General features: G+C 69.1%; 22 protein-coding genes and 1 tRNA gene. 13 read left to right on the top strand and 10 right to left on the bottom strand.

The window, feature by feature from the left end; all coding sequences use genetic code 11:
- Positions 1-2 precede the first annotated feature (2 nt).
- From ACF1G2_RS16975 to ACF1G2_RS17020, 10 genes are all read left to right on the top strand, one after another.
- Positions 3-929 carry a phage distal tail protein gene (locus ACF1G2_RS16975; protein WP_391798985.1) on the top strand — a complete coding sequence of 309 codons (927 nt, stop codon included), beginning with the start codon at positions 3-5 and terminating at the stop codon, positions 927-929.
- 64 nt (positions 930-993) lie between these two features.
- Positions 994-2,193 carry a hypothetical protein gene (locus ACF1G2_RS16980; RefSeq protein WP_391798986.1) on the top strand — a complete coding sequence of 400 codons (1,200 nt, stop codon included), beginning with the start codon at positions 994-996 and terminating at the stop codon, positions 2,191-2,193.
- Positions 2,194-2,233: 40 nt separating this feature from the next.
- Positions 2,234-3,418 carry a hypothetical protein gene (locus ACF1G2_RS16985; RefSeq protein WP_391798987.1) on the top strand — a complete coding sequence of 395 codons (1,185 nt, stop codon included), beginning with the start codon at positions 2,234-2,236 and terminating at the stop codon, positions 3,416-3,418.
- A 47-nt stretch (positions 3,419-3,465) separates the two neighbouring features.
- On the top strand, positions 3,466-4,605 hold the full coding sequence (locus ACF1G2_RS16990; RefSeq protein ID WP_391798988.1) for a hypothetical protein: 1,140 nt from the start codon (positions 3,466-3,468) through the stop codon (positions 4,603-4,605).
- A gap of 10 nt (positions 4,606-4,615) precedes the next feature.
- Positions 4,616-5,746: a hypothetical protein gene (locus ACF1G2_RS16995; protein ID WP_391798989.1), complete on the top strand. Its 1,131-nt coding sequence runs from the start codon at positions 4,616-4,618 to the stop codon at positions 5,744-5,746.
- Positions 5,746-6,318, top strand: coding sequence for a hypothetical protein (locus ACF1G2_RS17000; protein WP_391798990.1), 573 nt, complete (start codon positions 5,746-5,748; stop codon positions 6,316-6,318). The genes ACF1G2_RS16995 and ACF1G2_RS17000 overlap by 1 nt, the downstream gene beginning before the upstream one ends.
- A gap of 40 nt (positions 6,319-6,358) precedes the next feature.
- Positions 6,359-6,811: an ATP-binding protein gene (locus tag ACF1G2_RS17005; protein ID WP_391798991.1), complete on the top strand. Its 453-nt coding sequence runs from the start codon at positions 6,359-6,361 to the stop codon at positions 6,809-6,811.
- Between the two features lie 116 nt (positions 6,812-6,927).
- Positions 6,928-7,839, top strand: a complete 912-nt coding sequence (locus ACF1G2_RS17010; protein WP_391798992.1) for a peptidoglycan-binding protein — start codon at positions 6,928-6,930, stop codon at positions 7,837-7,839.
- A 10-nt stretch (positions 7,840-7,849) separates the two neighbouring features.
- Positions 7,850-8,083, top strand: coding sequence for a hypothetical protein (locus tag ACF1G2_RS17015; protein WP_391798993.1), 234 nt, complete (start codon positions 7,850-7,852; stop codon positions 8,081-8,083).
- Positions 8,070-8,333: a hypothetical protein gene (locus ACF1G2_RS17020; protein ID WP_383223063.1), complete on the top strand. Its 264-nt coding sequence runs from the start codon at positions 8,070-8,072 to the stop codon at positions 8,331-8,333. Before ACF1G2_RS17015 ends, ACF1G2_RS17020 begins: the two co-directional genes overlap by 14 nt.
- Positions 8,334-8,417: 84 nt before the next feature.
- Here the strand turns inward: ACF1G2_RS17020 and ACF1G2_RS17025 are convergent, their stop codons facing one another.
- The 9 genes from ACF1G2_RS17025 to ACF1G2_RS17065 all read right to left on the bottom strand — a co-directional run bounded on the left by ACF1G2_RS17025 (position 8,418) and on the right by ACF1G2_RS17065 (position 20,875).
- Positions 8,418-12,317, bottom strand: coding sequence for a DNA-directed RNA polymerase subunit beta' (locus tag ACF1G2_RS17025; RefSeq protein WP_391798994.1), 3,900 nt, complete (start codon positions 12,315-12,317; stop codon positions 8,418-8,420).
- A gap of 107 nt (positions 12,318-12,424) precedes the next feature.
- Entirely contained in the window at positions 12,425-15,907 is a 3,483-nt protein-coding gene (gene rpoB / locus ACF1G2_RS17030) for a DNA-directed RNA polymerase subunit beta (protein ID WP_391798995.1), read from the bottom strand.
- Between the two features lie 544 nt (positions 15,908-16,451).
- The gene (rplL, locus tag ACF1G2_RS17035; RefSeq protein ID WP_033202007.1) at positions 16,452-16,835 is read right to left on the bottom strand and encodes a 50S ribosomal protein L7/L12; all 384 of its coding nucleotides are present in this window, start codon (positions 16,833-16,835) and stop codon (positions 16,452-16,454) included.
- 113 nt (positions 16,836-16,948) lie between these two features.
- A complete protein-coding gene (gene rplJ, locus ACF1G2_RS17040; RefSeq protein WP_362362192.1) occupies positions 16,949-17,479 on the bottom strand; it encodes a 50S ribosomal protein L10 in 531 nt (176 codons plus the stop codon).
- 541 nt (positions 17,480-18,020) lie between these two features.
- Positions 18,021-18,749, bottom strand: a complete 729-nt coding sequence (rplA, locus tag ACF1G2_RS17045; protein WP_331912610.1) for a 50S ribosomal protein L1 — start codon at positions 18,747-18,749, stop codon at positions 18,021-18,023.
- A 107-nt stretch (positions 18,750-18,856) separates the two neighbouring features.
- Positions 18,857-19,291, bottom strand: a complete 435-nt coding sequence (gene rplK, locus ACF1G2_RS17050) for a 50S ribosomal protein L11 (protein WP_030318720.1) — start codon at positions 19,289-19,291, stop codon at positions 18,857-18,859.
- A gap of 159 nt (positions 19,292-19,450) precedes the next feature.
- Positions 19,451-20,368, bottom strand: coding sequence for a transcription termination/antitermination protein NusG (gene nusG / locus ACF1G2_RS17055; protein WP_391798996.1), 918 nt, complete (start codon positions 20,366-20,368; stop codon positions 19,451-19,453).
- Between the two features lie 43 nt (positions 20,369-20,411).
- Positions 20,412-20,699, bottom strand: coding sequence for a preprotein translocase subunit SecE (gene secE, locus ACF1G2_RS17060; protein ID WP_137993978.1), 288 nt, complete (start codon positions 20,697-20,699; stop codon positions 20,412-20,414).
- Positions 20,700-20,802: 103 nt separating this feature from the next.
- Positions 20,803-20,875: transfer RNA gene (locus ACF1G2_RS17065), tRNA-Trp, on the bottom strand.
- A gap of 202 nt (positions 20,876-21,077) precedes the next feature.
- Between ACF1G2_RS17065 and ACF1G2_RS17070 the strand changes: the two genes are divergently transcribed.
- Both ACF1G2_RS17070 and ACF1G2_RS17075 read left to right on the top strand, forming a co-directional pair.
- On the top strand, positions 21,078-22,304 hold the full coding sequence (locus ACF1G2_RS17070) for a pyridoxal phosphate-dependent aminotransferase (RefSeq protein WP_391798997.1): 1,227 nt from the start codon (positions 21,078-21,080) through the stop codon (positions 22,302-22,304).
- A gap of 123 nt (positions 22,305-22,427) precedes the next feature.
- Positions 22,428-23,510 (top strand): adenosine deaminase, encoded by a 1,083-nt coding sequence (locus ACF1G2_RS17075; RefSeq protein WP_391798998.1) that lies wholly within the window; start codon positions 22,428-22,430, stop codon positions 23,508-23,510.
- 15 nt (positions 23,511-23,525) lie between these two features.
- Here ACF1G2_RS17075 and ACF1G2_RS17080 read toward each other — a convergent pair whose 3' ends face one another.
- Positions 23,526-24,125, bottom strand: a complete 600-nt coding sequence (locus ACF1G2_RS17080) for a TetR/AcrR family transcriptional regulator (RefSeq protein WP_391798999.1) — start codon at positions 24,123-24,125, stop codon at positions 23,526-23,528.
- 92 nt (positions 24,126-24,217) lie between these two features.
- On the opposite strand from ACF1G2_RS17080, the gene ACF1G2_RS17085 reads away from it, so the two are divergent.
- Positions 24,218-24,859, top strand: coding sequence for an NAD(P)-dependent oxidoreductase (locus tag ACF1G2_RS17085; protein ID WP_391799000.1), 642 nt, complete (start codon positions 24,218-24,220; stop codon positions 24,857-24,859).
- The last annotated feature ends 12 nt before the right edge of the window (positions 24,860-24,871 follow it).

The following is a 24,871-nucleotide window of genomic DNA, read 5'->3' on the forward strand; positions in this document are numbered from 1 at the left end:
CCATGGCCGAGACCACAACCGCATACGCCTCCGGAAACGGACTCACCGCCGACGTCGCGCCCGGCTCGCTGATCACCCAGGACGGGCAGATCCAGTGGGCCGGGCTTCTCATCGGCCCCGGCACGCCGTTCGCCGTCGACCGCTCCGGGCTCAGCGGCTGGGAGGACCTGCCCGAGTACGACTCCTCCGACGCCGAACGCCCCACCTCGCACGGCGCCTGGCCGGGCTCCCGGTACGCCAAGCCCCGCAAGGTCGGCGGAACGGTCGTACTGATGCCGGAGTACGACACGGCACCCGGCGCCATCCGCGCCCTGCGGCAGGCGCTCGCCCTGCTCGACGAGGAGCGCTGGCTGACCGTCCGGCTCCACGGGGAGATGCTCGCCGTCCGCGCGCGGATCGCCCAGCGGGTCGTCCCGGCCGACCAGGGCTTCGCCACCCAGGGCAGCTCCAGGATGTCGATCCAGTGGCTGGCCTCCGACCCCCGGCGCTACACCGTCGAGGAGGAGGTCGCCACCACCACCGCCCCACAGCCCGAGTCCGGACTCACCTGGCCGCTGACCTGGCCGCTCGACTGGGGCCAGGCCACCAGCACCGGCGACGCCGTCGCCGAGAACACCGGCTCCGCCGCCACCCACCCGGTGATCACCTTCCGCGGCCCGTGCTCCATGCCGACCGTCACCGAGCGGGTCAGCAAGCGCCGGCTCCGGTACGCGATCGACCTGGCCGCCGGCGACGAGCTCGTCGTCGACACCGCCAACGGCACGGTGATGCTCAACAACACCGCGTCCCGCCGCCACACCGCCATGGCGGACTCCAGCCCGGAGGAGCTGTTCCTGCTCGAACCGGGGCGCACGGAGCTGTCGTTCCGGCCCGACGAGGCGACCCCCGAAGCGCTCATGACGGTCCGCTGGCGCAGCGCCGAGTGGTGACCGCAGCCCCCTCCCGCTCCTGACGGATCCGACGGATCCGCTCCTCCCACGAAGAGGTGCACCCATGACCGTAAAGGCCGCCTGGCTCCAATCCGCCGGCCAGACCCGCGAGGACACCCGTCTCACCCTCGCCGCCCTGCTCACCCCCAGTGGCCAGAGCCCTGAGGAGACCCCGCTCCGCTCCCGGCCGGGCGTCGTGCCGGGCGGCCTGTACCTGACCGGCACGGCGCCCATGCAGTGCACGATCGGCACCGGCAGGGCAGTCGTCCAGGGCAACGACACCGCCCAGGGTTCCTACCTGGTGGCCGTCACCAGCCCGGAGATCCTCACCATCACCGACGGCGACCCGCAGTACGACCGGATCGACCTGGTCGAACTCGCCGTCGTCGACGACGCCTACGACCGTACGGGCACCACCGAGGCCGTCGTACGCCTCGTCAGGGGCACCGCGCAGGCCACCCCGGTGGCACCGGCGAGCGGGCCGGGCAGCACCATCCCTCTGTACACGGTCCGCGTCCCGAAGGGCACCTCCGCCGGCACCGGCGGCATCGCCTGGACCACCGGCGGAGTCACCCAGCAGCACTGGCCTGTGGTGGCGCTCGGCGGCATCCTGCCGACCAGCGGCTTCAAGGGCGCGTACGCCGGCCAGTACCGGGACGCCTCCGGGATGCTCCAGCGCTGGGACGGCACGACCTGGCTGTCGTACCCCAGGGCGATCGGCGGGATCGCCCCCGGCTCCCTGGTCTCGACCGGGGGCTACACCGGCCAGTACCGGGACAACGGCGGGATCCTGCAGCGCTGGGACGGCGCGGCCTGGCAGTACGTGCAGGGCAGGTCGTCCCTCCTGTTCAGCGCCTCCCAGACCCTGACGTCCCATCAGCAGAGCGTCCCGTCCAACACCTGGACCGTGCTCACCCTGCCGACCGTCGACGCCGACGACGCCGCCGCCTGGAACGGGACCGACACCTTCGTCGTGCCGCGCACCGGCTGGTGGCGGATCGCCGCGCACGCCGTCTGGCAGAACGACGCCCAGACCGGCGCCAGGGGCGCCCGCGTCCTGGTCAACGGGGCCAGCGTGCAGCGCATGACATGGCTGATCCCGGCAGGCAACAGCGCCATCACGGTCGGCGGCCAGGGCCTGGTCAGGCTCACCGCCGGCAACACGCTCCAGCTGGCCGGCTACCAGAGCCACACCGCGGCGGTGAAGACGCTCGGCGGCTCCGGATACGCCTGCACCCTGACCGCCGAGTGGATCAAGTCCTGACCTCCCGTCCGCCCATCGACACTCTCCGAAGGAGAACCCCATGAACCTGCGCAGCAGCTGGGTCGCCGAGACCGGCCAGACCCGCGAGGACACCCGGCTCACCCAGATCGGCGCCACCAACGCGCTCAACCCCGTCCAGGTCCGCTCCGGCATCCTGCCCGGCTCCTACGACGGCAAGTACCGGCTGTCCGGCTTCTGGATGACGAACGCCTCCGCCATGTCCGCGACGGTCTCCGAGGGCCGGGCGGTCATCCAGGGAGACATCTCCCAGGGCGCCTACCCGGTGACGCTTCCGGCCTCCGAGAACATCACCTTCGCCCCGGGCGACGCCCTGTACAACCGGGTCGACCTGGTCGTCCTGCGGGTCCACGACAAGCTGTACGAGGGCGACCGCAACGAGGCCGTCATCGAGATCATCCAGGGCTTCGCGGAGCAGACCCCGAAGGCCAGGCCGGTGCCGGCGCGAAGCCTTCCGCTGTACGAGGTGACCGTCCCGGCCGGCGCCAGCGCGGGCAACGGCGGCATCCCGTGGGCCACGGGCCTCAAGGACCTGCGCACCACCGTCTCCTCCGTCGGCGGCATCCTCCCGGTCGAGGGCCCGGTCCAGCCGGGCGCCTACCCGGGGCAGTACCAGGACACGCCCGACGCCCAGTTCCAGCGCTGGGACGGCGGCAAGTGGGTGGCGTACCCGCAGGCCGTCGGCGGCGTCGTCCCGAACTCGGTCAGCGCCTCCGCCCCGGGCACCTACACCGGCCAGTACCGGGACGGTGCGGGCGGGCGGCTCGAACGCTGGACCGGCTCGGCGTGGGCCCCGGCCGTCCCGGGTCCGTACTTCAACGACACGCTGACGGCCAGCTACACCACCTCGACCTCGTGGGTGAGCGCGCTCGTCGACCGGCCCGCGCTCTCCCTCACCTTCGTCGCCCCGGCGTCGCGGCAGGCGATGCTCACGTTCGGCTCGCGGATCCAGCTGGTCGGCTCGGGGTCCGGCGTCGGCTTCATGAGCGTGAAGGTCATGCAGGGCACGGCCGTCCACCGCGACAACAGTGACTCGTACGCGGTGGTCTGCCAGTCCCCCGGCAACATCTCCGTCTCCACGACCCAGCGGCTGCACACCCTGACGGCCGGGGCGACGTACACGGTCACCGCCCACTACCGGACGACCAACGCCGCCCTGCAGGCGTGGTTCAACAACACGTTCCTCCAGGTCGTCCCGCAGCACTGACCGGCCGCCCGTCACAGGCTGCCCGACCTTCCCTCCCAGGAGACCCCATGCCCGTACGCTCCGGCTGGCTGCTGCCCACTGGGCAGACCCGCCAGAACACCCGTATCACCAACATCGGCGCCACCACCCCTACGAACCCGCTCGGCGTGCGGTCGGGCATCCTGCCCGGAACGTACGACGGCAAGTTCCGGGTCGGCGGCCTGTGGATCAGCAGCGCCGGCCCGATGACGGCCACCGTGTACCACGGCAGGGCCGTCGTCCAGGGCGGCAACTCCGACGGCGCCTACCCCGTCGCCCTCGACCAGGACATGACCATCACCTTCGGCGACGGCGACGCCCTCAACCCGCGCATCGACCTCGTCGTCCTGCGCGTCTACGACAACGACGCCGACCTCCAGGGCAAGTACGACGCCGTCGTCGAGATCGTGAAGGGCGAGCCGAAGGCCGCTCCGGTGGCGCCCGCCGCTCCGGCCCGCTCGCTGCCGCTGTGCAGTGTCAGGGTGAAGGCCGGGGCCTCGGCCGGCACCGGCGGCATCGACTGGACGGCGTCCGGCACCGTCACCGACCTGCGCACCACGACGGTCGCGGTCGGCGGCATCCTGCCCACCTACAACAACGCCACGGTGATCGGCTCCTACCCGGGCCAGTACCAGGACAACGACGACTCCCACTTCCTCCAGCGCTGGAACGGCACCGGCTGGGTCGCGTACCCGAAGGAGATCGGCGGGATCGCCCCCGCCGGCTCGCTGTCGACCGGCAGCTACCCGGGCCAGTTCCGGGAGAACAGCGGGGTGATCCAGCGCTGGAACGGCACCGCGTGGGTGAACTACCAGCCTCCGGTCGAGGTGGAGACCCTCACCGGCGGCGTCACCATGCTGCCCGGCTGGAGCCTGGTCTCCTTCACCGCGCGCCGCACCCGCGGCATCGTCTCGCTGCTCCTCTCCGTCACCCGCAGCGGCGCCACCATCACCGCCAACAGTGCCGGAAACATCGACGACGAGCAGCTGTGCACCCTGCCCGCGGGCTGGCGGCCGGCCTTCGACATGGAGGTCTCCGCCTGCGACGGCTTCGCCAACGGCGGCGCCAACATCTGGGCCAACGGGCAGGTCAACCTGCGCACCTGGTCCCCCACCGGCGTGCTCATGACCGGCCGCAACGTCCGCGTCTCCGCCACCTACGTCCTCTGAAGGGAGCCCGATGAGCCTCGACACGCCCTACCGGGCGATCTTCTGTGACCTGCTCACCGACCAGACCCTGGACATCCTGCCCCTGCGGGACGTCTCCTTCGACGACTACATCGGCAAGGCCGGATCCCTCTCCGGCACCATTCCCATCCCGAACAAGGCCATCGCCGAGCGGGTCAAGCAGGTCCGGGAAGGCCGCACGTCGGTCTATCTGGAGCGCGGCGGGGACCTGTGGTGGGGCGGCATCGTCTGGACCACCACCCTGCAGTCCAGCGGCCGCGGGGTGCTGACCCTCGGCATCCAGGCCGCCACCTTCGACTCGTACGCCGGCCGCCGGCGCATCCGTACGGACATCACGTACGACACCCCGACCTACCAGCTGGAGATCGCGCGCCGGCTGTGGAGCGAGCTCGACGTCCAGAGCTACCCGGGCGCCCCCGCGAACCAGGAACCCAAGCGGCTCGGGATCACGTTCGGCGACGAGCCGCCCAAGGTCATGCGCACCGTCTCGTGGCGCAAGGGCGACGAGACGGTCTACCTGGACGCGCTCAACCAGATCGCCACCATGCAGGACGGCTTCGAGCACCAGATCCTCGTCTACCGCGACCCGATCAGCGGGCAGCGGGTGCGCCAACTGCGGCTCGGCGAACCGAAGATCGTCAACGGCGCCACGGACCTGCTGTTCGACCGGCCCGGCGTCATCCTGTCGTACTCCTTCCCCTACGACGCGACCCGGGGCGGCACCACCGCCGTGGCCCGCGGCGCGTCCGTGAACTCCAACGCGGCCGCCGAGTCGCGACCGCTGTACGGCAAGGAGCAGTACGACACCTCGCTCCTCGTCGACGGCTGGCCGCTGATCGACCTGTCGACGGACCACAACGAGATCTCCGACACGCTCACCCTGGAGTCGCTGGCCGCGGCGGAACTCGCCCAGGCCCGCGGCGCCGTGGTGATCCCGGCGATCACCATCCACCTGGGCGGGATGGTCCCGCCGGCCCTCATCGGGCGCATCGCCCGCGTCCGGATCCACGACGAGTGGTTCGCGCAGGGCCTGGACGCCCGCTACCGCATCATCGGCGTCAAGGTCACTCCCCCGGAGCGCGGCCGTCCCGACACCGCCGAGCTCTACCTTGAGGAGGCCTGATGCCCCAGCTGCCCGAGGACATCATCGACCGGCTCAACCAGATGGAACGACGGCTCAAGGCGCTGTCCACCGCCGTCAACACGCGTCCCCCGGTCAACGAGTTCCGCCCCGCCACGCAGACCGGCAGCGTCACCATCACCCGTCCGCTGTTCCGGATCTTCGACGGCTACAACCACGAGATCTTCGCGGACGACATCCTGACCGGCGGTCTCGCCCGGCCCTGGCTGCAGCTCATGCCGCCGCTGCCCACCGATCCGGTCAAGTGGCCCTCCACCACGGCCGCGGCGTTCACGACCGTCGCCCGCTCCTCCAACCCCGTCTGGCAGCCGAAGATGCGGCTCGTCGTCAACACGGCGGCGTCCTCGGGCGCCACCGGGCAGGTGCGGGTGCTCGTCGACAGCGTGCAGTTCGGTCCCACGGTGACCGCGGGCACCACCTACGACCATCTCGGCCTGCTGCCCGGCGACATGAAGACCAGGTTCGGCCAGACGATGAACATCGAGATCCAGGCGATGGCCAGCGGCGGCACCGTCTACGCCCAGGCGGTCCTCATCCACGGCGCCCAGACCTGATCCGCCCTCCCCGCAGGACGACGAGTTCGAGGAGTACCCCATGAACATCGACCCCACCCAGCCCTGGGGCGCGGCCATCGACTACGCCGGCCGTGCCGTCGTCACCGAGACCGGCCACACCCTCCATGTCCGCGTCTACGACAACAGCCTCGGCCACACCCTGGAGACCGACCCGGTCACCGGGCAGTTCCCGGCGGTGTACGTCACAGCCGAGCTCAACGAGAAGGGCACGGGCGACGCGGCCCTGCGCGGTTCCGGCCTGGTCATCGTCCCCGCCACGGACGGCGTCCCCGTGGTCCCCGACCCGACCGCCGTCGAGCGGGCCGTCGCCGCTGCCCTCGCCGACTTCGAGTCCCGCCGGGCCGCCTACGCCGCGCTCTGCACGGCCTGGGCGCCGGCGCCTCAGCCGGAGCCTGTGCCCACCCCGACCCCGACCCCGGAGCCGACCCCTCCGACCCCGGCCCCGGAACCCGCGCCCGTCACGGCCCCGTAGCACCGTACGCAGCCCCCGCGCGCCATAGCCCCCAGCCCCGCAGCCCCGAAGTCCGCCCCACCCGTACGCCCGCCCCCGCGCGGGCTTTTTTCATGCCCGCAAGCCCGGAGGTCACCATGGCCACTCCCCTCTCCGCGGACCGGCTCGTCGCCGCGCTCCGCGCCGAAGGCGTCAAGGTCGTCGAGCACGACGGCTGGCGCACCCACCACCGCAACCAGGCCGGCGCCTGGGGGCCGGTCGTCGGCGTGATGATCCACCACACCGTCTCCAGCGGCACCGCCTCGTCCGTCGAGCTCTGCTACAACGGCTACACCGGGCTGCCGGGCCCGCTCTGCCACGGCGTGATCGCCAAGGACGGCACGGTCCACCTGGTCTCCGGCGGCCGCGCCAACCACGCGGGCGGCGGCGATCCCTCGGTCCTCCAGGCCGTGATCACCGAGACCTACGGAACCCGGCCGCCCACCCCCCGGCACCACCAGGGCAGCCCCGGCGCCGTCGACGGCAACTCCCGCTTCTACGGCTTCGAGTGCATCAACCTCGGCAACGGCAGCGACCCCTGGCCGGCCGCGCAGCTCGACGCCGTCGAGCGGACGTCCGCCGCGCTCTGCCGCGCCCACGGCTGGGGCGCCAAGTCCGTGATCGGCCACCTGGAGTGGTCGGACTGGAAGAGCGACCCGCGCGGCTTCGCGATGCCGGGTATGCGCGACCGGGTCCAGAAGCGGCTCGCCGCCTCCCCGGTCAAGCAGCCCCCGGCCCCGCAGAAGCCTGCCGCCCCCCGCTACCAGCCCTTCCCCGGCACCTCGTTCTTCAAGACGAACCCCAGCTCCCCGATCGTCACCGCGATGGGCCGCCGACTGGTCGCCGAGGGCTGCTCCGCGTACGCCGTCGGCCCCTCCCCCCGCTGGGGCGAGGCCGACCGGCGCAGCTACGCCAAGTGGCAGCGCAAGCTCGGATTCAGCGGCTCCGACGCCGACGGCTGGCCGGGCGTCATGTCCTGGAACGCGCTCAAGGTCCCCTACAGCAGATAAGGAGAACCCCATGTCCGATGCCGCCAAGCGCACCGCGCGTACCGTCCTGCAGACCGCCGTCGGCATCGCCGTCGTGCTCCCCGCGATCGTCGACGCCTCCGCCCTCCCGGCGACCCTCCCCTGGGTCGCCGGGGCGCTGGCCGTGGCCGGCGCCCTGACCCGGGTGATGGCGCTGCCCGCCGTACAGAACCTGCTGCCGTCCTGGCTGCGCACCACCCCGGGGGCGGCCGATGACCGAGCCTGATCCGAACGACCCGGTGGCGGTGGCACTGGAGCTGGAACGGCTGCGCGGCACGCTGGAGGCCGGCTTCGCCCGCGTCGACGGCTCGCTGGCCCTGCTCGTCCAGCGCAGCGACCAGACCGACAAACAGCTCGCGGACCACGAGGCCAGGCTGGACGCCCTGGAACGCTCCCGCTGGCCGCTGACCAGCATCGCCGCGCTGACCGCGAGCGCCGGCCTGATGCTCGCGGTCTGGGAGCTGGCGGGCCGGTAGCCCTCCGGCGCCTCCGGGAACGCCGCAGGGCGGCCACCCCGTACGAAACGGAGTGACCGCCCTGCGGTACTTCAAGCGACTCGCTTACTGGTTGTACGGACCGTAGTCGTAGTCCTCCAGCGGAACGGCCTGGCCGGAGCCCGTGCCGAACGGCGAGTAGTCGATGTCGTCGTAGCCGACGGCCGAGTACATCGCGGCCTTGGCCTCCTCGGTCGGCTCGACCCGGATGTTGCGGTAGCGGGACAGACCCGTACCGGCCGGGATGAGCTTACCGATGATGACGTTCTCCTTGAGGCCGATGAGGCTGTCGGACTTGGCGTTGATCGCCGCATCCGTCAGGACTCGGGTCGTCTCCTGGAAGGAGGCGGCCGACAGCCAGGACTCCGTCGCCAGCGAGGCCTTGGTGATACCCATCAGCTGCGGACGGCCGGAGGCGGGGTGACCGCCCTCGGTGACCACACGACGGTTCTCGGTCTCGAACTTCGAGCGCTCGACGAGCTCGCCCGGCAGCAGCTCCGCGTCGCCGGACTCGATGATCGTCACGCGGCGCAGCATCTGCCGGATGATGATCTCGATGTGCTTGTCGTGGATCGACACGCCCTGCGAGTTGTAGACCTTCTGGACTTCGCCGACCAGGTGGACCTGGACCGCGCGCTGACCGAGGATCCGCAGCACGTCGTGCGGGTTGGTGGCACCCACGGTGAGCTTCTGGCCCACCTCGACGTGGTCGCCCTCGCCCACCAGCAGACGGGCACGCTTCGAGATCGGGAACGCCGTCTCGTCGCTGCCGTCGTCCGGGGTGACGACGATCTTCTTGGTCTTCTCGGTCTCCTCGATACGGACGCGGCCGGCCGCCTCCGAGATCGGGGCGACACCCTTGGGCTGACGAGCCTCGAAGAGCTCGACGACACGGGGCAGACCCTGGGTGATGTCGTCACCGGCCACACCACCGGTGTGGAAGGTACGCATCGTCAGCTGGGTACCGGGCTCACCGATGGACTGGGCCGCGATGATGCCGACGGCCTCACCGATGTCGACCAGCTTGCCGGTGGCCAGCGAACGGCCGTAGCAGAAGGCACAGGTGCCGACCGCGGACTCACAGGTCAGGACCGAGCGGGTCTTGACCTCCTCCACACCGGCGCCCACGAGGGCGTCGATGAGCACGTCACCCAGGTCGACGTTGGCCGGCGCGATGACCTTGCCGTCCACGACGACGTCCTCGGCGAGCATCCGCGCGTACACGGAGGTCTCGACGTCGTCCGTCTTCCGCAGGACACCGTCGGCGCCCCGCTCGGCGATCCGCAGCTTCAGACCGCGCTCGGTGCCACAGTCCTCCTCGCGGATGATCACGTCCTGCGAGACGTCCACCAGACGACGGGTCAGGTAACCCGAGTCGGCGGTACGCAGGGCGGTGTCGGCGAGACCCTTACGGGCACCGTGCGTCGAGATGAAGTACTCGAGGACGGTGAGGCCCTCACGGAAGGACGCCTTGATGGGACGCGGGATGGTCTCGTTCTTGGCGTTCGACACCAGACCACGCATACCGGCGATCTGCCGCATCTGCATCATGTTTCCTCGGGCACCCGAGTCAACCATCATGAAGATGGGGTTCGTCTTGGGGAAGTTCTCGTTCATGGCCTCGGCAACCTCGTTGGTCGCCTTGGTCCAGATCGCGATGAGCTCCTGAGTGCGCTCTTCCTTGGTGATGAGACCGCGCTCGTACTGCTTCTGGACCTTCTCGTCCTGCGCCTCGTAGCCCGCGACGATGGCCTTCTTGGCCTCGGGCACGACGACGTCGGAGATGGCCACGGTGACACCGGAACGGGTCGCCCAGTAGAAGCCCGCCGACTTCAGGTTGTCGAGCGTCGCCGCCACGATGACCTTGGGGTAGCGCTCGGCGAGGTCGTTGACGATCTCGGAGAGCTGCTTCTTGCCCACGGAGTAGTCGACGAACGGGTAGTCCTCGGGCAGCAGCTCGTTGAAGAGCGCGCGGCCCAGCGACGTACGCAGGCGGAACGAGTCACCCTGCTGCCACTCCGGCTCACCCTCCTCGGCGACCGGGGGAACCCAGCCGCGCGGCGGAACGGTGCCGATCGGGAAGCGGATGTCGATCTGCGACTGCAGCGCGAGCTCGCCGGCGTCGAACGCCATGACCGCCTCGGCCGTGGAGCCGAACGCGCGGCCCTCGCCCTTGGTGTCACGGAGCTCACCGTCGGTGGTCAGGAAGAACAGACCGAGGACCATGTCCTGGGTCGGCATCGTGACCGGACGGCCGTCGGCCGGCTTGAGGATGTTGTTCGAGGACAGCATCAGGATGCGGGCCTCGGCCTGCGCCTCCGCGGAGAGCGGCAGGTGGACGGCCATCTGGTCACCGTCGAAGTCCGCGTTGAACGCGGTGCAGACGAGCGGGTGGATCTGGATGGCCTTGCCCTCGACCAGCTGCGGCTCGAAGGCCTGGATGCCGAGGCGGTGCAGCGTGGGCGCACGGTTCAGCAGAACCGGGTGCTCGGCGATGACCTCTTCGAGGACGTCGTACACGACCGTGCGGCCGCGCTCGACCATCCGCTTGGCGCTCTTGATGTTCTGCGCGTGGTTCAGGTCGACCAGGCGCTTCATCACGAACGGCTTGAAGAGCTCCAGCGCCATGGCCTTCGGCAGACCACACTGGTGCAGCTTCAGCTGCGGACCGACGACGATGACGGAACGCGCGGAGTAGTCCACACGCTTGCCGAGCAGGTTCTGACGGAATCGACCCTGCTTACCCTTCAGCATGTCGCTGAGGGACTTCAGCGGACGGTTGCCGGGGCCCGTGACCGGGCGACCACGACGGCCGTTGTCGAAGAGGGCGTCGACCGCCTCCTGGAGCATCCGCTTCTCGTTGTTCACGATGATCTCGGGGGCACCGAGGTCGAGCAGACGCTTCAGACGGTTGTTGCGGTTGATCACACGGCGGTACAGGTCGTTCAGGTCGGAGGTCGCGAAGCGGCCACCGTCCAGCTGCACCATCGGACGCAGGTCCGGCGGGATCACCGGCACGCAGTCGAGAACCATGCCCTTGGGGCTGTTCGCGGTCTGCAGGAACGCGGAGACGACCTTGAGGCGCTTGAGCGCACGGGTCTTCTTCTGGCCCTTGCCGGTACGGATGATCTCGCGGAGGCGCTCGGCCTCCTCGTCCAGGTCGAAGGACTCCAGGCGCTTCTGCAGCGCCGCGGCACCCATCGAACCGTCGAAGTACGTGCCGAAGCGGTCACGCAGCTCGCGGTAGAGGAGCTCGTCGCCCTCCAGGTCCTGGACCTTGAGGTTCTTGAAGCGGTTCCAGACCTCGTCGAGACGGTCGATCTCGCGCTGCGCGCGGTCGCGCAGCTGCTTCATCTCACGCTCGGCACCCTCGCGCACCTTGCGGCGCACGTCGGCCTTGGCACCCTCGGCCTCGAGCTCGGCCAGGTCGGTCTCGAGCTTCTTGGCGCGGGCCTCGAGGTCGGCGTCGCGACGGTTCTCGATCTGCTGACGCTCGACGGAGACGTGAGCCTCCAGCGAGGGCAGGTCGCGCGTCCGGCGCTCCTCGTCCACGAACGTGATCATGTACGCGGCGAAGTAGATGACCTTCTCGAGGTCCTTCGGCGCGAGGTCCAGCAGGTATCCGAGGCGCGACGGGACGCCCTTGAAGTACCAGATGTGGGTGACGGGGGCGGCGAGCTCGATGTGGCCCATCCGCTCACGGCGCACCTTGGCGCGGGTGACCTCGACGCCACACCGCTCACAGATGATGCCCTTGAAGCGGACACGCTTGTACTTGCCGCAGTAGCACTCCCAGTCCCGGGTCGGACCGAAGATCTTCTCGCAGAAGAGTCCGTCCTTCTCGGGCTTGAGCGTGCGGTAGTTGATGGTCTCAGGCTTCTTGACCTCGCCGTGGCTCCACTGACGGATGTCGTCAGCGGTGGCCAGACCGATCCGGAGCTCATCGAAGAAGTTGACGTCGAGCACTATGCGTCAATCCCTCTCAGGGTTGTAAGTCTTGGGGTCTGAAACGGGGGTCCTGGGGCCGGCCGGGGACTCAGTGGGTTGCACCGAGTCCCCGTACCGGACTCCCGTCAGACCTCTTCGACGCTGCTCGGCTCGCGCCGGGACAGGTCGATACCGAGCTCCTCCGCTGCGCGGAAGACGTCCTCGTCGGTGTCGCGCATCTCGATGGACATGCCGTCCGAGGACAGCACCTCCACGTTGAGGCACAGGGACTGCATCTCCTTGATGAGCACCTTGAAGGACTCGGGGATGCCGGGCTCAGGGATGTTCTCGCCCTTGACGATGGCCTCGTAGACCTTCACGCGGCCGGTCACGTCGTCGGACTTGATCGTCAGCAGCTCCTGGAGGGCGTACGCGGCGCCGTAAGCCTCCAGCGCCCACACCTCCATCTCACCGAAGCGCTGGCCACCGAACTGGGCCTTACCACCCAGCGGCTGCTGGGTGATCATCGAGTACGGGCCGGTCGACCGGGCGTGCAGCTTGTCGTCGACCAGGTGGTGGAGCTTGAGGATGTACATGTACCCGACCGAGATCGGGTCCGGGAACGGCTCGCCGGAGCGGCCGTCGAACAGACGCGCCTTGCCGGAGGGGAGCACCATGCGCTCGCCGTCGCGGTTCGGGATCGTGTGCTGCAGCAGACCCGCGAGCTCGTCCTCACGCGCACCGTCGAAGACGGGGGTGGCGACGTTGGTGCCCGGGGCGACCTGGTCGGCGCCGATGGCCTGCAGGCGCTGCGCCCATTCGTCCGCGAGGCCGGAGACGTCCCAGCCGCGGCTGGCGAGCCAGCCGAGGTGGATCTCCAGGACCTGTCCCGGGTTCATTCGGGACGGGACACCCAGCGGGTTGAGGATGATGTCGACCGGCGTTCCGTCCTCGAGGAACGGCATGTCCTCGATCGGAAGGATCTTGGAGATGACACCCTTGTTGCCGTGACGGCCGGCGAGCTTGTCACCGTCGGTGATCTTGCGCTTCTGGGCGACGTAGACGCGGACCAGCTGGTTCACGCCCGGGGGAAGCTCGTCGCCCTCCTCGCGGTCGAAGACGCGGACGCCGATGACCTTGCCGGTCTCGCCGTGCGGCACCTTCAGCGAGGTGTCACGGACCTCACGCGCCTTCTCACCGAAGATCGCGCGGAGCAGACGCTCCTCCGGGGTCAGCTCGGTCTCACCCTTGGGCGTGACCTTGCCGACGAGGATGTCGCCGGCGACGACCTCGGCACCGATACGGATGATGCCGCGCTCGTCGAGGTCGGCGAGGACCTCCTCGGAGACGTTCGGGATGTCCCGGGTGATCTCCTCCGGGCCGAGCTTGGTGTCACGGGCGTCGACCTCGTGCTCCTCGATGTGGATCGAGGAGAGGACGTCGTCCTGCACGAGGCGCTGCGACAGGATGATCGCGTCCTCGTAGTTGTGACCCTCCCACGGCATGAACGCCACGAGCAGGTTCTTGCCGAGCGCCATCTCACCGTTCTCGGTGGCCGGACCGTCGGCGAGGACCTGGCCCTCGATGACCCGGTCGCCCTCGGAGACGACGACCTTCTGGTTGACCGAGGTGCCCTGGTTCGAGCGGGAGAACTTGGCGATGCGGTACGTGGTGTACGTGCCGTCGTCGTTGGTGACGGTGATGTAGTCGGCCGAGACCTCCTGGATCACACCGTCCTTCTCCGCCTTGATGACGTCGCCGGCGTCGGTGGCACAGCGGTACTCCATGCCGGTACCGACGAGCGGGGCCTCGGACTTAATCAGCGGCACCGCCTGACGCATCATGTTCGCGCCCATGAGGGCACGGTTGGCGTCGTCGTGCTCGAGGAAGGGGATCATGGCCGTCGCGACCGACACCATCTGGCGCGGCGAGACGTCCATGTAGTCGACCTCGGTCGGCGGGACGTAGTCGACCTCGCCGCCACGGCGGCGGACCAGGACGCGCGGCTCGGTGAAGCGGAGCTCGTCGTTCAGGGTCGCGTTCGCCTGGGCGATGACGTAGCGGTCCTCTTCGTCGGCCGTGATGTAGTCGACCTCGTCGGTGACCTGGCCGTCGACGACCTTGCGGTACGGCGTCTCGATGAAGCCGAACGCGTTGACGCGGCCGTACGAGGCGAGCGAACCGATCAGACCGATGTTCGGGCCTTCGGGGGTCTCGATCGGGCACATGCGTCCGTAGTGGGACGGGTGCACGTCTCGGACCTCGAAGCCGGCCCGCTCACGGGACAGACCACCGGGACCCAGCGCCGAGAGACGACGCTTGTGCGTCAGACCCGACAGCGGGTTGTTCTGGTCCATGAACTGCGACAGCTGGCTGGTGCCGAAGAACTCCTTGATGGAGGCGACGACCGGCCGGATGTTGATCAGGGTCTGCGGCGTGATCGCCTCGACGTCCTGGGTGGTCATGCGCTCACGCACGACGCGCTCCATACGAGCCAGACCCGTACGGACCTGGTTCTGGATGAGCTCGCCGACGTTACGCAGACGACGGTTGCCGAAGTGGTCGATGTCGTCGGTCTCGACGACGATCTCCCGGCCCGACTCGCCGATCGTCTCGGTCTCGCCCGCGTGCAGCTTGACCAGGTACTTGATCGTGGCGATGACGTCGTCGGTGGTCAGGACACCGGCGTCCAGCGGCTCGTCCGCGCCGAGCTTCTTGTTCACCTTGTAGCGGCCGACCTTCGCGAGGTCGTAACGCTTCGGGTTGAAGTAGAGGTTCTCGAGCAGCGTCTGAGCGGCCTCGCGGGTCGGCGGCTCGCCCGGACGGAGCTTGCGGTAGATGTCGAGCAGCGCGTCGTCCTGGCCCTGGGTGTGGTCCTTCTCCAGGGTGGCGCGCATGGACTCGTACTCGCCGAACTCCTGCAGGATCTGCTCGGTGGTCCAGCCGAGCGCCTTCAGGAGGACGGTGACGGACTGCTTGCGCTTGCGGTCGATGCGGACACCGACCATGTCGCGCTTGTCGATCTCCATCTCCAGCCAGGCACCCCGGGACGGGATGATCTTGGCGGAGAAGATGTCCTTGTCGGACGTCTTGTCGATGGAGGAGTCGAAGTAGACGCCCGGCGAACGGACCAGCTGCGAGACCACGACACGCTCAGTGCCGTTGATGACGAAGGTGCCCTTGTTCGTCATGAGCGGGAAGTCGCCCATGAAGACGGTCTGGGACTTGATCTCGCCGGTCTCGTTGTTGGTGAACTCGGCCGTGACGAAGAGCGGGGCGCCGTACGTGAAGTCACGGTCCTTGCACTCGTCGATGGAGTTCTTCGGGGGCTCGAAACGGTGGTCGCGGAAGGTCAGCGACATCGACCCGGAGAAGTCCTCGATCGGAGAGATCTCCTCGAAGATCTCTTCCAGACCCGACTTCCTGGGGACGTCCTGTCCCGACTCGAGAGCGGCCTCGACGCGAGCCTTCCAGGCGGCGTTTCCGAGCAGCCAGTCAAAGCTCTCGGTCTGCAGCGCGAGGAGGTTCGGAACCTCGAGGGGCTCCTTGATCTTTGCAAAGGAGATGCGCAGCGGGGCGGTGCTGGCGCCGTTGTTCGTATTGGTCGAGGCGTTGCGCGAGGCGGCCAAGAGGGGGTCCTTCCGAGGGCTCGGACTCACTACGCGCGTACCGGTCCCCAGCGACGCACAGGGACAGACATTTCCCGATATGGCCAAAAGCCCAGGTCAGGTCAGGTCTGCCGACAATGCTCTCGCGAGGGTATGCCCCGGGTGACGGGCAGGGGGCAGCTAACAGGCAGCGCAAAGGGTCAGTGTAGCCACTTGGCCCACTGATGTCCAGGGCGAGTTTTTCGCGACCCTCGTTGTTCTCAACTCCGCGGTACCTCGCGCCGTGCGGCGCACCTCGATACTGCCCGTTCCGCCGTCGATCCATGCCTCGGATACGGATCGTTGTGACGACGCGTCCTGAGAATTGCGCGCTGCGTGCGGTTCGTCAAGGCCCCCCGGTCAGCGGGGGCGCACGGCGAAGATCACCATACTCCGCCGACGACGGCTCTCACACCCGTCGCCACGCCCGTCGCCGGGTACGCCGAAGGGCGACCACCCGGATGGGTGATCGCCCTTGGCGAGGCGCCTGAGAGGCGCCTGAGCGGGTCAGGAGACCCGCAAGGACTTACTTGACCGTGACGGAGGCGCCGGCGGCCTTGAGGGACTCGGCAGCCTTCTCCGCGGCCTCCTTGGCGACCTTCTCGAGAACCGGCTTCGGGGTGCCGTCGACGAGGTCCTTGGCCTCCTTCAGACCCAGGGAGGTGAGCTCACGCACGACCTTGATGACCTGGATCTTCTTGTCGCCCGCACCCTCGAGGATGACGTCGAACTCGTCCTGCTCCTCGGCGGCCTCGGGGGCAGCGCCACCGACGGCGGGGCCGGCAACGGCGACGGCCGCGGCGGCGGTGACGTCGAACTTCTCCTCGAAGGCCTTCACGAACTCGGAGAGCTCGATGAGGGTCATCTCCTCGAACTGGGCGAGGAGGTCGTCCTGAGAGAGCTTCGCCATGATGGGCGATCCTTCCACTAATTCGGCAGGTGCCGGATGTATGTAGAGGCGGGCGTACTTTCGGCCCGCTGCGACCGTCGCCCTAGCGGGCGGCGATCAGTGCGCGAGCCGAATTACTCGGCACCGCCCTGCTCGGCGAGCTTGACGCGAAGCGCCTCCGCGGTGCGGACGAACTTCGACGGCAGCGCCTGGAGGAGCGAAGCAGTCTGGGACTGCTTGCCCTTGAAGGCACCGGCCAGCTTGCTGAGCAGAACCTCGCGGGACTCGAGGTCCGCAAGCTTCTTGAACTCGTCGGCGGTCAGCGCCTTGCCATCAAGGACACCGCCCTTGATGACGAGGTTCGGGTTGTCCTTGGCGAAGTCACGCAGAGCCTTCGCCGACTCCACCGGGTCACCGGTGACGAAGGCGGCCGCGGTCGAACCAGCGAGCTGGTCGTCGAGCGACGCGATCCCGGCCTGGTTGGCCGCAATCTTGGTCAGCGTGTTCTTCACCACGGCGTACTGGGCGTTCTCACCGAGCGAACGACGCAGCGTCTTGAGCTGCGCCACGGTGAGCCCCGTGTACGAGGTCAGCACGACGGCGTTCGAGCTGCGGAACTTGTCCTCAAGCTCGGCTACCGCGGCAGCCTTGTCGGGCCTTGCCATAGAGCGTCGGCCTCCTTCCGGGTGATGAGGACCGCTCAGAAGGGGCTGATCAAACAAAACGGCCCCGGCGCAGGCGCACGGGGCTCAGCTCGACCGAATCACATCCGGGAACTCTTCCACGATCACCTGCGCGGGTCGTTCGCATCTCAGCGAATCCTTCGGCCACCGGACCCCTCACAGGAGCACGGCAACGACCAGCGGTCTTTGGCTTCTCCGGAAGAGTACGTGACGCCTGCGGCGCGGAGCAAATCCGCCCGTACGGCTCAGCCCTCGCCGTGCCCCGCGAGGGCCTCGCCGACTGCCTGGCGGGGGCTCCGGGGCGCTACCGAGCCCCCTGGGGCCGCCTGACAGCCTGCGGGACGGCTCGGCACGGCTCCGTACGACCCCGTGCGACCCAGTACAACCCCGTACGACCCCGTTCGGTCCGTGCGACCCGTACAACCCCGTACGACCCCGTTCGGCTCCGTACGAAGAAAGCCGGCCCCCGGCCCCTCCGAAGAGGGGCCGGGGGCCGGCTGACCACTCAGTGAGCCGTGTGGGCTCAGACCGCGGCCGGGTCCTCCTCGACGAGGAGGTTGCGGGTGCGGTTGGAGTCCAGCGGGATGCCGGGGCCCATCGTCGTCGTCAGGGTCGCCTTCTTGATGTAGCGGCCCTTGGCGGCGGACGGCTTCAGACGGAGGATCTCCTCCAGAGCCGCGGCGTAGTTCTCGACCAGCTTCGTCTCGTCGAAGGAGACCTTGCCGATGATGAAGTGCAGGTTCGAGTGCTTGTCGACGCGGAACTCGATCTTGCCGCCCTTGATGTCGTTGACAGCCTTCGCGACATCGGGGGTGACGGTGCCGGTCTTCGGGTTCGGCATGAGACCACGCGGGCCGAGGACGCGGCCGAGGCGGCCGACCTTGCCCATGAGGTCCGGGGTGGCCACAACGGCGTCGAACTCGTTGAGGCGGTTGCCCTTGGAGATCTCGTCGATGAGCTCGTCGGAGCCGACGATGTCGGCGCCCGCGGCGATCGCGGCCTCGGCACGGTCACCGGTCGCGAAGACCAGGACCCGGGCGGTCTTACCGGTGCCGTGCGGGAGGTTCACGGTGCCACGGACCATCTGGTCGGCCTTGCGCGGGTCGACGCCCAGGCGGAAGGCGACCTCGACGGTGCCGTCGAACTTGGTGGCGGCGGTGTCCTTGGCCAGACGGACGGCCTCGAGGGGGGCGTAGTTGCGCTCCCGGTCGATCTTGGCGTCCGCGGCGCGGAGTGCCTTGCTGCGCTTCACTGCTTCTCCTGTGCAGTAACACCATGCGGCATCCGCCGCGTGGCAGGTGTGTGGAGTCGTGGTGCGGGCCGGCGCTGGCCCTACCACTGAGGTCACAAGGGGGCTGATCAGCCCTCGACCGTGATGCCCATGGAACGGGCGGTGCCGGCGATGATCTTCGACGCGGCGTCGAGGTCGTTGGCGTTGAGGTCGGGGAGCTTGACCGTGGCGATCTCGCGGACCTGAGCGGCCGTGAGCTTCGCGACCTTGGTCTTGTGCGGCTCGCCGGAGCCCTTGTCCACACCCGCGGCCTTGAGGATCAGCTTGGCGGCCGGCGGAGTCTTGGTGATGAAGGTGAAGCTGCGGTCTTCGTAGACCGTGATCTCCACCGGCACGACCATGCCACGCTGCGACTCGGTCGCGGCGTTGTAGGCCTTGCAGAACTCCATGATGTTGACGCCGTGCTGGCCCAGCGCGGGACCGACCGGCGGGGCCGGGTTGGCCGCACCAGCGTTGATCTGGAGCTTGATAAGCCCCGTGACCTTCTTCTTCTTGGGAGGCATTGCTCTCTCCGGGTCCTAGTGAGAGTGTTCAGCCGCCGATCCGGTCATCCGGATGGAGGCATACCGCACCACGATAACGGGTATAGACGTGCGGCTAAAAACCGAGCAGGTCAGAGCGGCTGCGAGAGCCACTCTGACCTGGTCGGAAACCTGTGAGCGTCAGTTCTTCTGGATCTGGTCGAAGCTGAGCTCGACCGGGGTCTCGCGACCGAAGATCTCGACGAGGCCCTTGACCTTCTTCGAGTCGGCGTTGATCTCGTTGATCGTGGCCTGGAGGGTGGCGAAGGGGCCGTCGGTGACGGTGACCGAGTCGCCCACCTCGAAGTCCAGGACCTCGACGGTGACCTTGCGGGCCGGAGCCGGCTTGCCCTCGGCCTCGGCGGCCTCGCGGGCGGCCTTCTCCTCGGCCTCCGGGGCGAGCATCTTGACGATCTCGTCCAGGGTCAGCGGGTACGGGTCGTAGGCGTTGCCCACGAAGCCGGTGACGCCGGGGGTGTTGCGGACGACGCCCCAGGACTCGTTCGTCAGATCCATGCGGACGAGCACGTAGCCGGGCAGCTTGTTCTGCCGGACGTTCTTGCGCTCGCCGTTCTTGATCTGGACGATCTCTTCCTCGGGCACCTCGGCCTGGTAGATGAACTCCTCGACGTTCAGCGAGACGGCACGCTGCTCGAGGTTGGCCTTCACGCGCTTCTCGTAGCCCGCGTAGGTGTGGATCACGTACCACTCGCCGGGCAGGCCGCGGAGCTCGTCGCGGAGGGCCTGGATCGGGTCGACGGGAGCGGCGGGCTCCTCCTCGGCCTCCTCGGCCTCTTCCAGCTCGGCCTCGGCCTCGACGTCCTCGTCGGACTCGCCCTCGGCGTCGGTGTCGTCCTCGGCGTCGGTGTCGTCCTCGACGTCGGACTCGTCCTCGACCTCGGTGTCCGACTCCTCGGAGTCGTCCTCGACGGAGAGGGCGGCCTCTTCGGCAGCCTCGCCCGCAGCGGCGTCAGCAGCCTCGGCCTGGTCCTCGTCGGCCGCCTCGAGGATGTCGAGCTCGTCCTCGGAAACAGACTCGTTCAGGTTCGGGTCAGACACGGTGGCTGCTTCTTCCTGGCTACAGATGGGGTGGAACAAGAAGTCAGCCGAAGACGTACTTGACTGCTTCCTGGAAGCCATAGTCAATCACGGTCACGAGGCCGATCATGATGACAACGAAGACAATCACTACCGTGGTGTACGTCGTCAGCTGGCTGCGAGTGGGCCAGACGACCTTGCGAAGCTCCGCGACGATCTGGCGGTAGAAGAGCGCGAGACGGCCCAGGGGGCCCTTCTTCCCGCGCTTGCCGCCCTTACGGGCCTTCTTCTTCGAGTCCGGAGCCTCGTCCTCGGCATCAGGCATGTCGATGGAGCCCACGGCGTCCGTCACGCTTCTCACCTGATCCCGGGTCATGGCAGTGCCGTGCCGGGTGGATCCGCACGGCGGTGCATCGAAGTACGTACATGCGCACACATCCTGGCGGTGTGTGTAGCAGGGCCGGAGGGACTTGAACCCCCAACCGCCGGTTTTGGAGACCGGTGCTCTACCAATTGAGCTACGACCCTTTGTGGCTTCCCCAACCTACCGCATCGTGAGATGTGGTCGGTGAGGGCCAACGAGCAGTGAGTGTACGTGTTCATGAGCGCCGCGTCGAACAGAAAGCACGTCGGAGCGCTCACGGGCCGTCGGACGACCGGGAATGACCGGTCCTGTCCGCACCCTGAAACCTGTGTGCCGGACGGAAAGGCGGTCTGGGAGCATGGCCGTATGAGCGCTGCTACCCCTCCGACCGAGCGCCGGGTCTCCGCCCGCGTCGGTGCGATCTCCGAGTCCGCGACCCTCGCCGTCGACGCCAAGGCAAAGGCCCTCAAGGCCGCCGGGCGCCCGGTGATCGGGTTCGGCGCGGGTGAGCCCGACTTCCCGACGCCTGACTACATCGTCGAAGCCGCCGTCGAGGCGTGCAAGAACCCGAAGTACCACCGCTACACGCCGGCCGGCGGTCTGCCCGAGCTGAAGGCCGCGATCGCCGCGAAGACCCTGCGCGACTCCGGCTACGAGGTCGACGCCTCCCAGGTCCTGGTGACCAACGGCGGCAAGCAGGCGATCTACGAGGCGTTCGCCGCGATCCTCGACCCGGGTGACGAGGTCATCGTCCCGGCCCCGTACTGGACGACGTACCCGGAGTCGATCCGGCTCGCGGGCGGTGTCCCGGTCGAGGTCGTCGCCGACGAGACCACCGGCTACCGCGTCTCGGTGGAGCAGCTGGAGGCGGCGCGCACGGAGAAGACCAAGGTCGTCCTCTTCGTCTCCCCGTCGAACCCGACCGGCGCCGTCTACAGCGAGGCCGAGACCGAGGCCATCGGCCGCTGGGCCGTCGAGCACGGCCTGTGGGTGCTGACGGACGAGATCTACGAGCACCTGGTCTACGGCGGGGCCTCCGCCGTCTCCCTGCCGTCGGTCATGCCCGAGCTGCGCGACAAGTGCATCGTCGTCAACGGCGTCGCCAAGACGTACGCGATGACCGGCTGGCGCGTGGGGTGGATCATCGGCCCGAAGGACGTCGTGAAGGCCGCGACGAACCTGCAGTCGCACGCCACGTCCAACGTGAGCAACGTGGCGCAGGTGGCCGCCCTCGCCGCCGTCTCGGGCAACCTGGACGCCGTCGCGGAGATGGGCCGCGCCTTCGACCGGCGCCGCCAGACCATCGTGCGGATGCTCAACGAGATCGAGGGCGTCCTCTGCCCGACCCCCGAGGGCGCGTTCTACGTGTACCCGTCGGTGAAGGGGCTGCTCGGCAAGGAGATCCGCGGCAAGCGCCCGCAGGACTCGGTCGAGCTGGCCGCGCTGATCCTGGACGAGGCCGAGGTCGCGGTCGTCCCGGGCGAGGCCTTCGGCACCCCCGGCTACCTGCGGCTCTCGTACGCGCTTGGCGACGAGGACCTGGTGGAGGGCGTGTCCCGGATCCAGAAGCTGCTGGCGGAGGCGCGCGCCTAGTCCCGCGCTCCCCCCCACGGGCCCCTGGTTCTCCGGAACCGGGGGCCCGTTTTTACGTTCTAGCAAGGTCCCGATCGGGGAAAGGGGCTGTGTTCGGCCATTCGGGTGCGGCAAGATCCTTCAATGGAGCACGTTTCCGAGCACGTTTCCCCGTACGTTTCCGAGCGCCCTTCCGGTCAGGCCGTCCGCGACATCAGCCTGCTGCCGAAGGCGCATCTGCATCTGCACTTCACCGGCTCGATGCGGTCCACCACGCTCATCGAGCTGGCGGACAAGTACGGCGTCCATCTCCCGGAGGCGCTGAGCAGCGGCACACCGCCGAAGCTGCGGGCCACCGACGAGCGCGGCTGGTTCCGCTTCCAGCGGCTCTACGACATCGCCCGCTCCTGCCTGCGGGAGCCCGAGGACATCCACCGTCTGGTGCGCGAGGCGGCCCAGGAGGACGTGCGGGACGGCTCGGGGTGGCTGGAGATCCAGGTCGACCCGACCTCGTACGCCCCGCTGCTCGGCGGACTGATCCCGGCGATGGAGATCATCCTCGACGCGGTCGACGCGGCCGTGCACGAGACGGGGCTCGGGATGCGGGTCCTGGTGGCGGCGAACCGGATGAAGCACCCGCTGGAGGCCCGTACGCTCGCCCGGCTCGCGGTGCGGTACGCGGAGCGGGGCGTGGTCGGCTTCGGGCTCTCCAACGACGAGCGCCGCGGCATGGCCCGCGACTTCGACCGCGCCTTCGCCATCGCCCGCGAGGGCGGTCTGCTCGCGGCCCCGCACGGCGGTGAGCTGACGGGTCCGGCGTCGGTACGGGACTGCCTGGACGACCTCCGTGCGGCCCGGATCGGCCACGGGGTACGGGCGGCGGAGGACCCCCGGGTGCTGCGCAAGCTCGCCGAGAAGGGCGTGACCTGCGAGGTCTGCCCGGCGTCGAACGTGGCGCTGGGGGTCTACGAGAAGCACGAGGACGTCCCGCTGCGCGCGCTCTTCGAGGCCGGCGTCCCGATGGCTCTGGGCGCGGACGACCCGCTGCTCTTCGGGTCGCGGCTCGCGGCGCAGTACGAGATCGCCCGCCGGCACCACGCCTTCACGGACGTGGAGCTGGCCGAGCTGGCCCGCCAGTCGATCCGCGGCTCGGCGGCGCCCGAGGACGTCCGCGAGAAGCTCCTCTCGGGCGTCGACGACTGGCTGGCGGTTCCGGCGGCCGCCTAGGGGGTCTCTCGCCCCCTAGGGGGCGATGCCCGCCATGAGGGTGCGGGCGACGGAGGCCGCGAAGGTGTCGACGTCCTGCGGGGGCCGGCCGTCGGCGGTCATCTCCCAGGCGAACGCGCGCTGGGCACAGGCGCCCAGGAGCAGTGAGGCGGCGGCGAGCGGGTCCGCGGCGGGGCCGATGCGGCCGTGCTGCTGCTCGGAGTGAAGGTAGGCGGCGACCCCCTCGATCGGCCGGTGCGGGCCGACGCCGAGTTCGCGCAGGATGTCGTCGTGGCGCCGCTTGAGACTCGGCTCGGCGTACAGCGAGGCGACGATCGGGAAGGTCTGCTCGTAGAAGAGCGCGGCCTGGCGGGCGATCTCGGTGAGGTTCTCCTCGACGCCGCGGCCGCCGGGGTCGGTGACGAGGGTGCCGAGGAGCCCGCCGAGCTGGGGCAGCCGTTCGTTGAGGACGGTGACGAACAGGTCCTCCTTGCTCGGGAAGTACTTGTAGAGCGCCGCCTCCGAGCAGCCCGCCTCCTTGGCGATCTCCTTCGTCGTGGTGCGGGCCAGGCCCGCGGTGCGCATGAGGCGGTGGGCCGCGTCGATGATCCGGACCCGGGTCGGCTTCTGTTCCACGCATGCTCCAAACACACTTGACGAGTGAGTGAGTACCCACCCACCCTAGGGGTGAGTAAACACTTACCCACCCCTCCTCAGGAAGGCGTGACATGAAGCTCACCGTCTTTGGAGCGACCGGCGGAGTCGGCCGGGAGATCGTCCGCCAGGCCCTCGCCGAAGGTCACGACGTGACGGCCGCCGTACGGGACCCGGCGCGGTTCGCCGTCACGGGAGTCGCGGGCGAGCGCCTGGAGGTCCACCGCGCGGATCTGGCGGACCCCGAGGCGCTGCGCGCGGCGGTGGCCGGCAAGGACGCGGTCCTCTCCGGTCTCGGCGCCCGCACCCGCGCGGACGCCGGCGTCGCCGCGAAGCTCACCCGCTCGGTCCTCGCCGCCATGGACGCCGAGGGCGTCCGGCGCCTCGTCGTGGTCAGCGCCGCCCCGCTCGGCCCCGTCCCGGACGGCCAGTCGATCATCGAGAAGGCCGTGCTCCCGATCATCAACACCCTGTACAAGGACATCTACGCGGACCTGCGCGTGATGGAGGGCGAGCTCGCGGCGAGCGCCACGGAGTGGACGTCCGTACGCCCGCCCAAGCTCACGAACAAGCCCGTCACCGGCCGCTACCGCACGGTCGTCGGCGGCACCCCGCCCCGAGGCCGCACCCTGGCCCGCGCGGACGTCGCCCACGCCATGCTGGCGACGCTCGCCGACCCGGCCACGGTCAAGCAGGCCGTGGGGGTGGCCTACTGAAGGGCGAGGGCC

The organism is Streptomyces sp. NPDC013457 (assembly GCF_043089925.1).
GTDB lineage: Bacteria > Actinomycetota > Actinomycetes > Streptomycetales > Streptomycetaceae > Streptomyces.

Excerpts from the sequence above, each read along its gene's own strand:
- rplJ (WP_362362192.1), bottom strand. The coding sequence starts at position 17,479 with ATGGCAAGGCCCGACAAGGCTGCCGCGGTAGCCGAGCTTGAGGACAAG.
- ACF1G2_RS16995 (WP_391798989.1), top strand. The coding sequence starts at position 4,616 with ATGAGCCTCGACACGCCCTACCGGGCGATCTTCTGTGACCTGCTCACC.
- ACF1G2_RS16985 (WP_391798987.1), top strand. The coding sequence starts at position 2,234 with ATGAACCTGCGCAGCAGCTGGGTCGCCGAGACCGGCCAGACCCGCGAG.
- ACF1G2_RS17020 (WP_383223063.1), top strand. The coding sequence starts at position 8,070 with ATGACCGAGCCTGATCCGAACGACCCGGTGGCGGTGGCACTGGAGCTG.
- ACF1G2_RS17005 (WP_391798991.1), top strand. The coding sequence starts at position 6,359 with ATGAACATCGACCCCACCCAGCCCTGGGGCGCGGCCATCGACTACGCC.
- ACF1G2_RS17015 (WP_391798993.1), top strand. The coding sequence starts at position 7,850 with ATGTCCGATGCCGCCAAGCGCACCGCGCGTACCGTCCTGCAGACCGCC.
- ACF1G2_RS16975 (WP_391798985.1), top strand. The coding sequence starts at position 3 with ATGGCCGAGACCACAACCGCATACGCCTCCGGAAACGGACTCACCGCC.
- ACF1G2_RS17085 (WP_391799000.1), top strand. The coding sequence starts at position 24,218 with ATGAAGCTCACCGTCTTTGGAGCGACCGGCGGAGTCGGCCGGGAGATC.
- ACF1G2_RS16980 (WP_391798986.1), top strand. The coding sequence starts at position 994 with ATGACCGTAAAGGCCGCCTGGCTCCAATCCGCCGGCCAGACCCGCGAG.
- ACF1G2_RS17010 (WP_391798992.1), top strand. The coding sequence starts at position 6,928 with ATGGCCACTCCCCTCTCCGCGGACCGGCTCGTCGCCGCGCTCCGCGCC.
- ACF1G2_RS17000 (WP_391798990.1), top strand. The coding sequence starts at position 5,746 with ATGCCCCAGCTGCCCGAGGACATCATCGACCGGCTCAACCAGATGGAA.
- rplL (WP_033202007.1), bottom strand. The coding sequence starts at position 16,835 with ATGGCGAAGCTCTCTCAGGACGACCTCCTCGCCCAGTTCGAGGAGATG.
- ACF1G2_RS17070 (WP_391798997.1), top strand. The coding sequence starts at position 21,078 with ATGAGCGCTGCTACCCCTCCGACCGAGCGCCGGGTCTCCGCCCGCGTC.
- rplK (WP_030318720.1), bottom strand. The coding sequence starts at position 19,291 with ATGCCTCCCAAGAAGAAGAAGGTCACGGGGCTTATCAAGCTCCAGATC.
- ACF1G2_RS17075 (WP_391798998.1), top strand. The coding sequence starts at position 22,428 with ATGGAGCACGTTTCCGAGCACGTTTCCCCGTACGTTTCCGAGCGCCCT.
- ACF1G2_RS16990 (WP_391798988.1), top strand. The coding sequence starts at position 3,466 with ATGCCCGTACGCTCCGGCTGGCTGCTGCCCACTGGGCAGACCCGCCAG.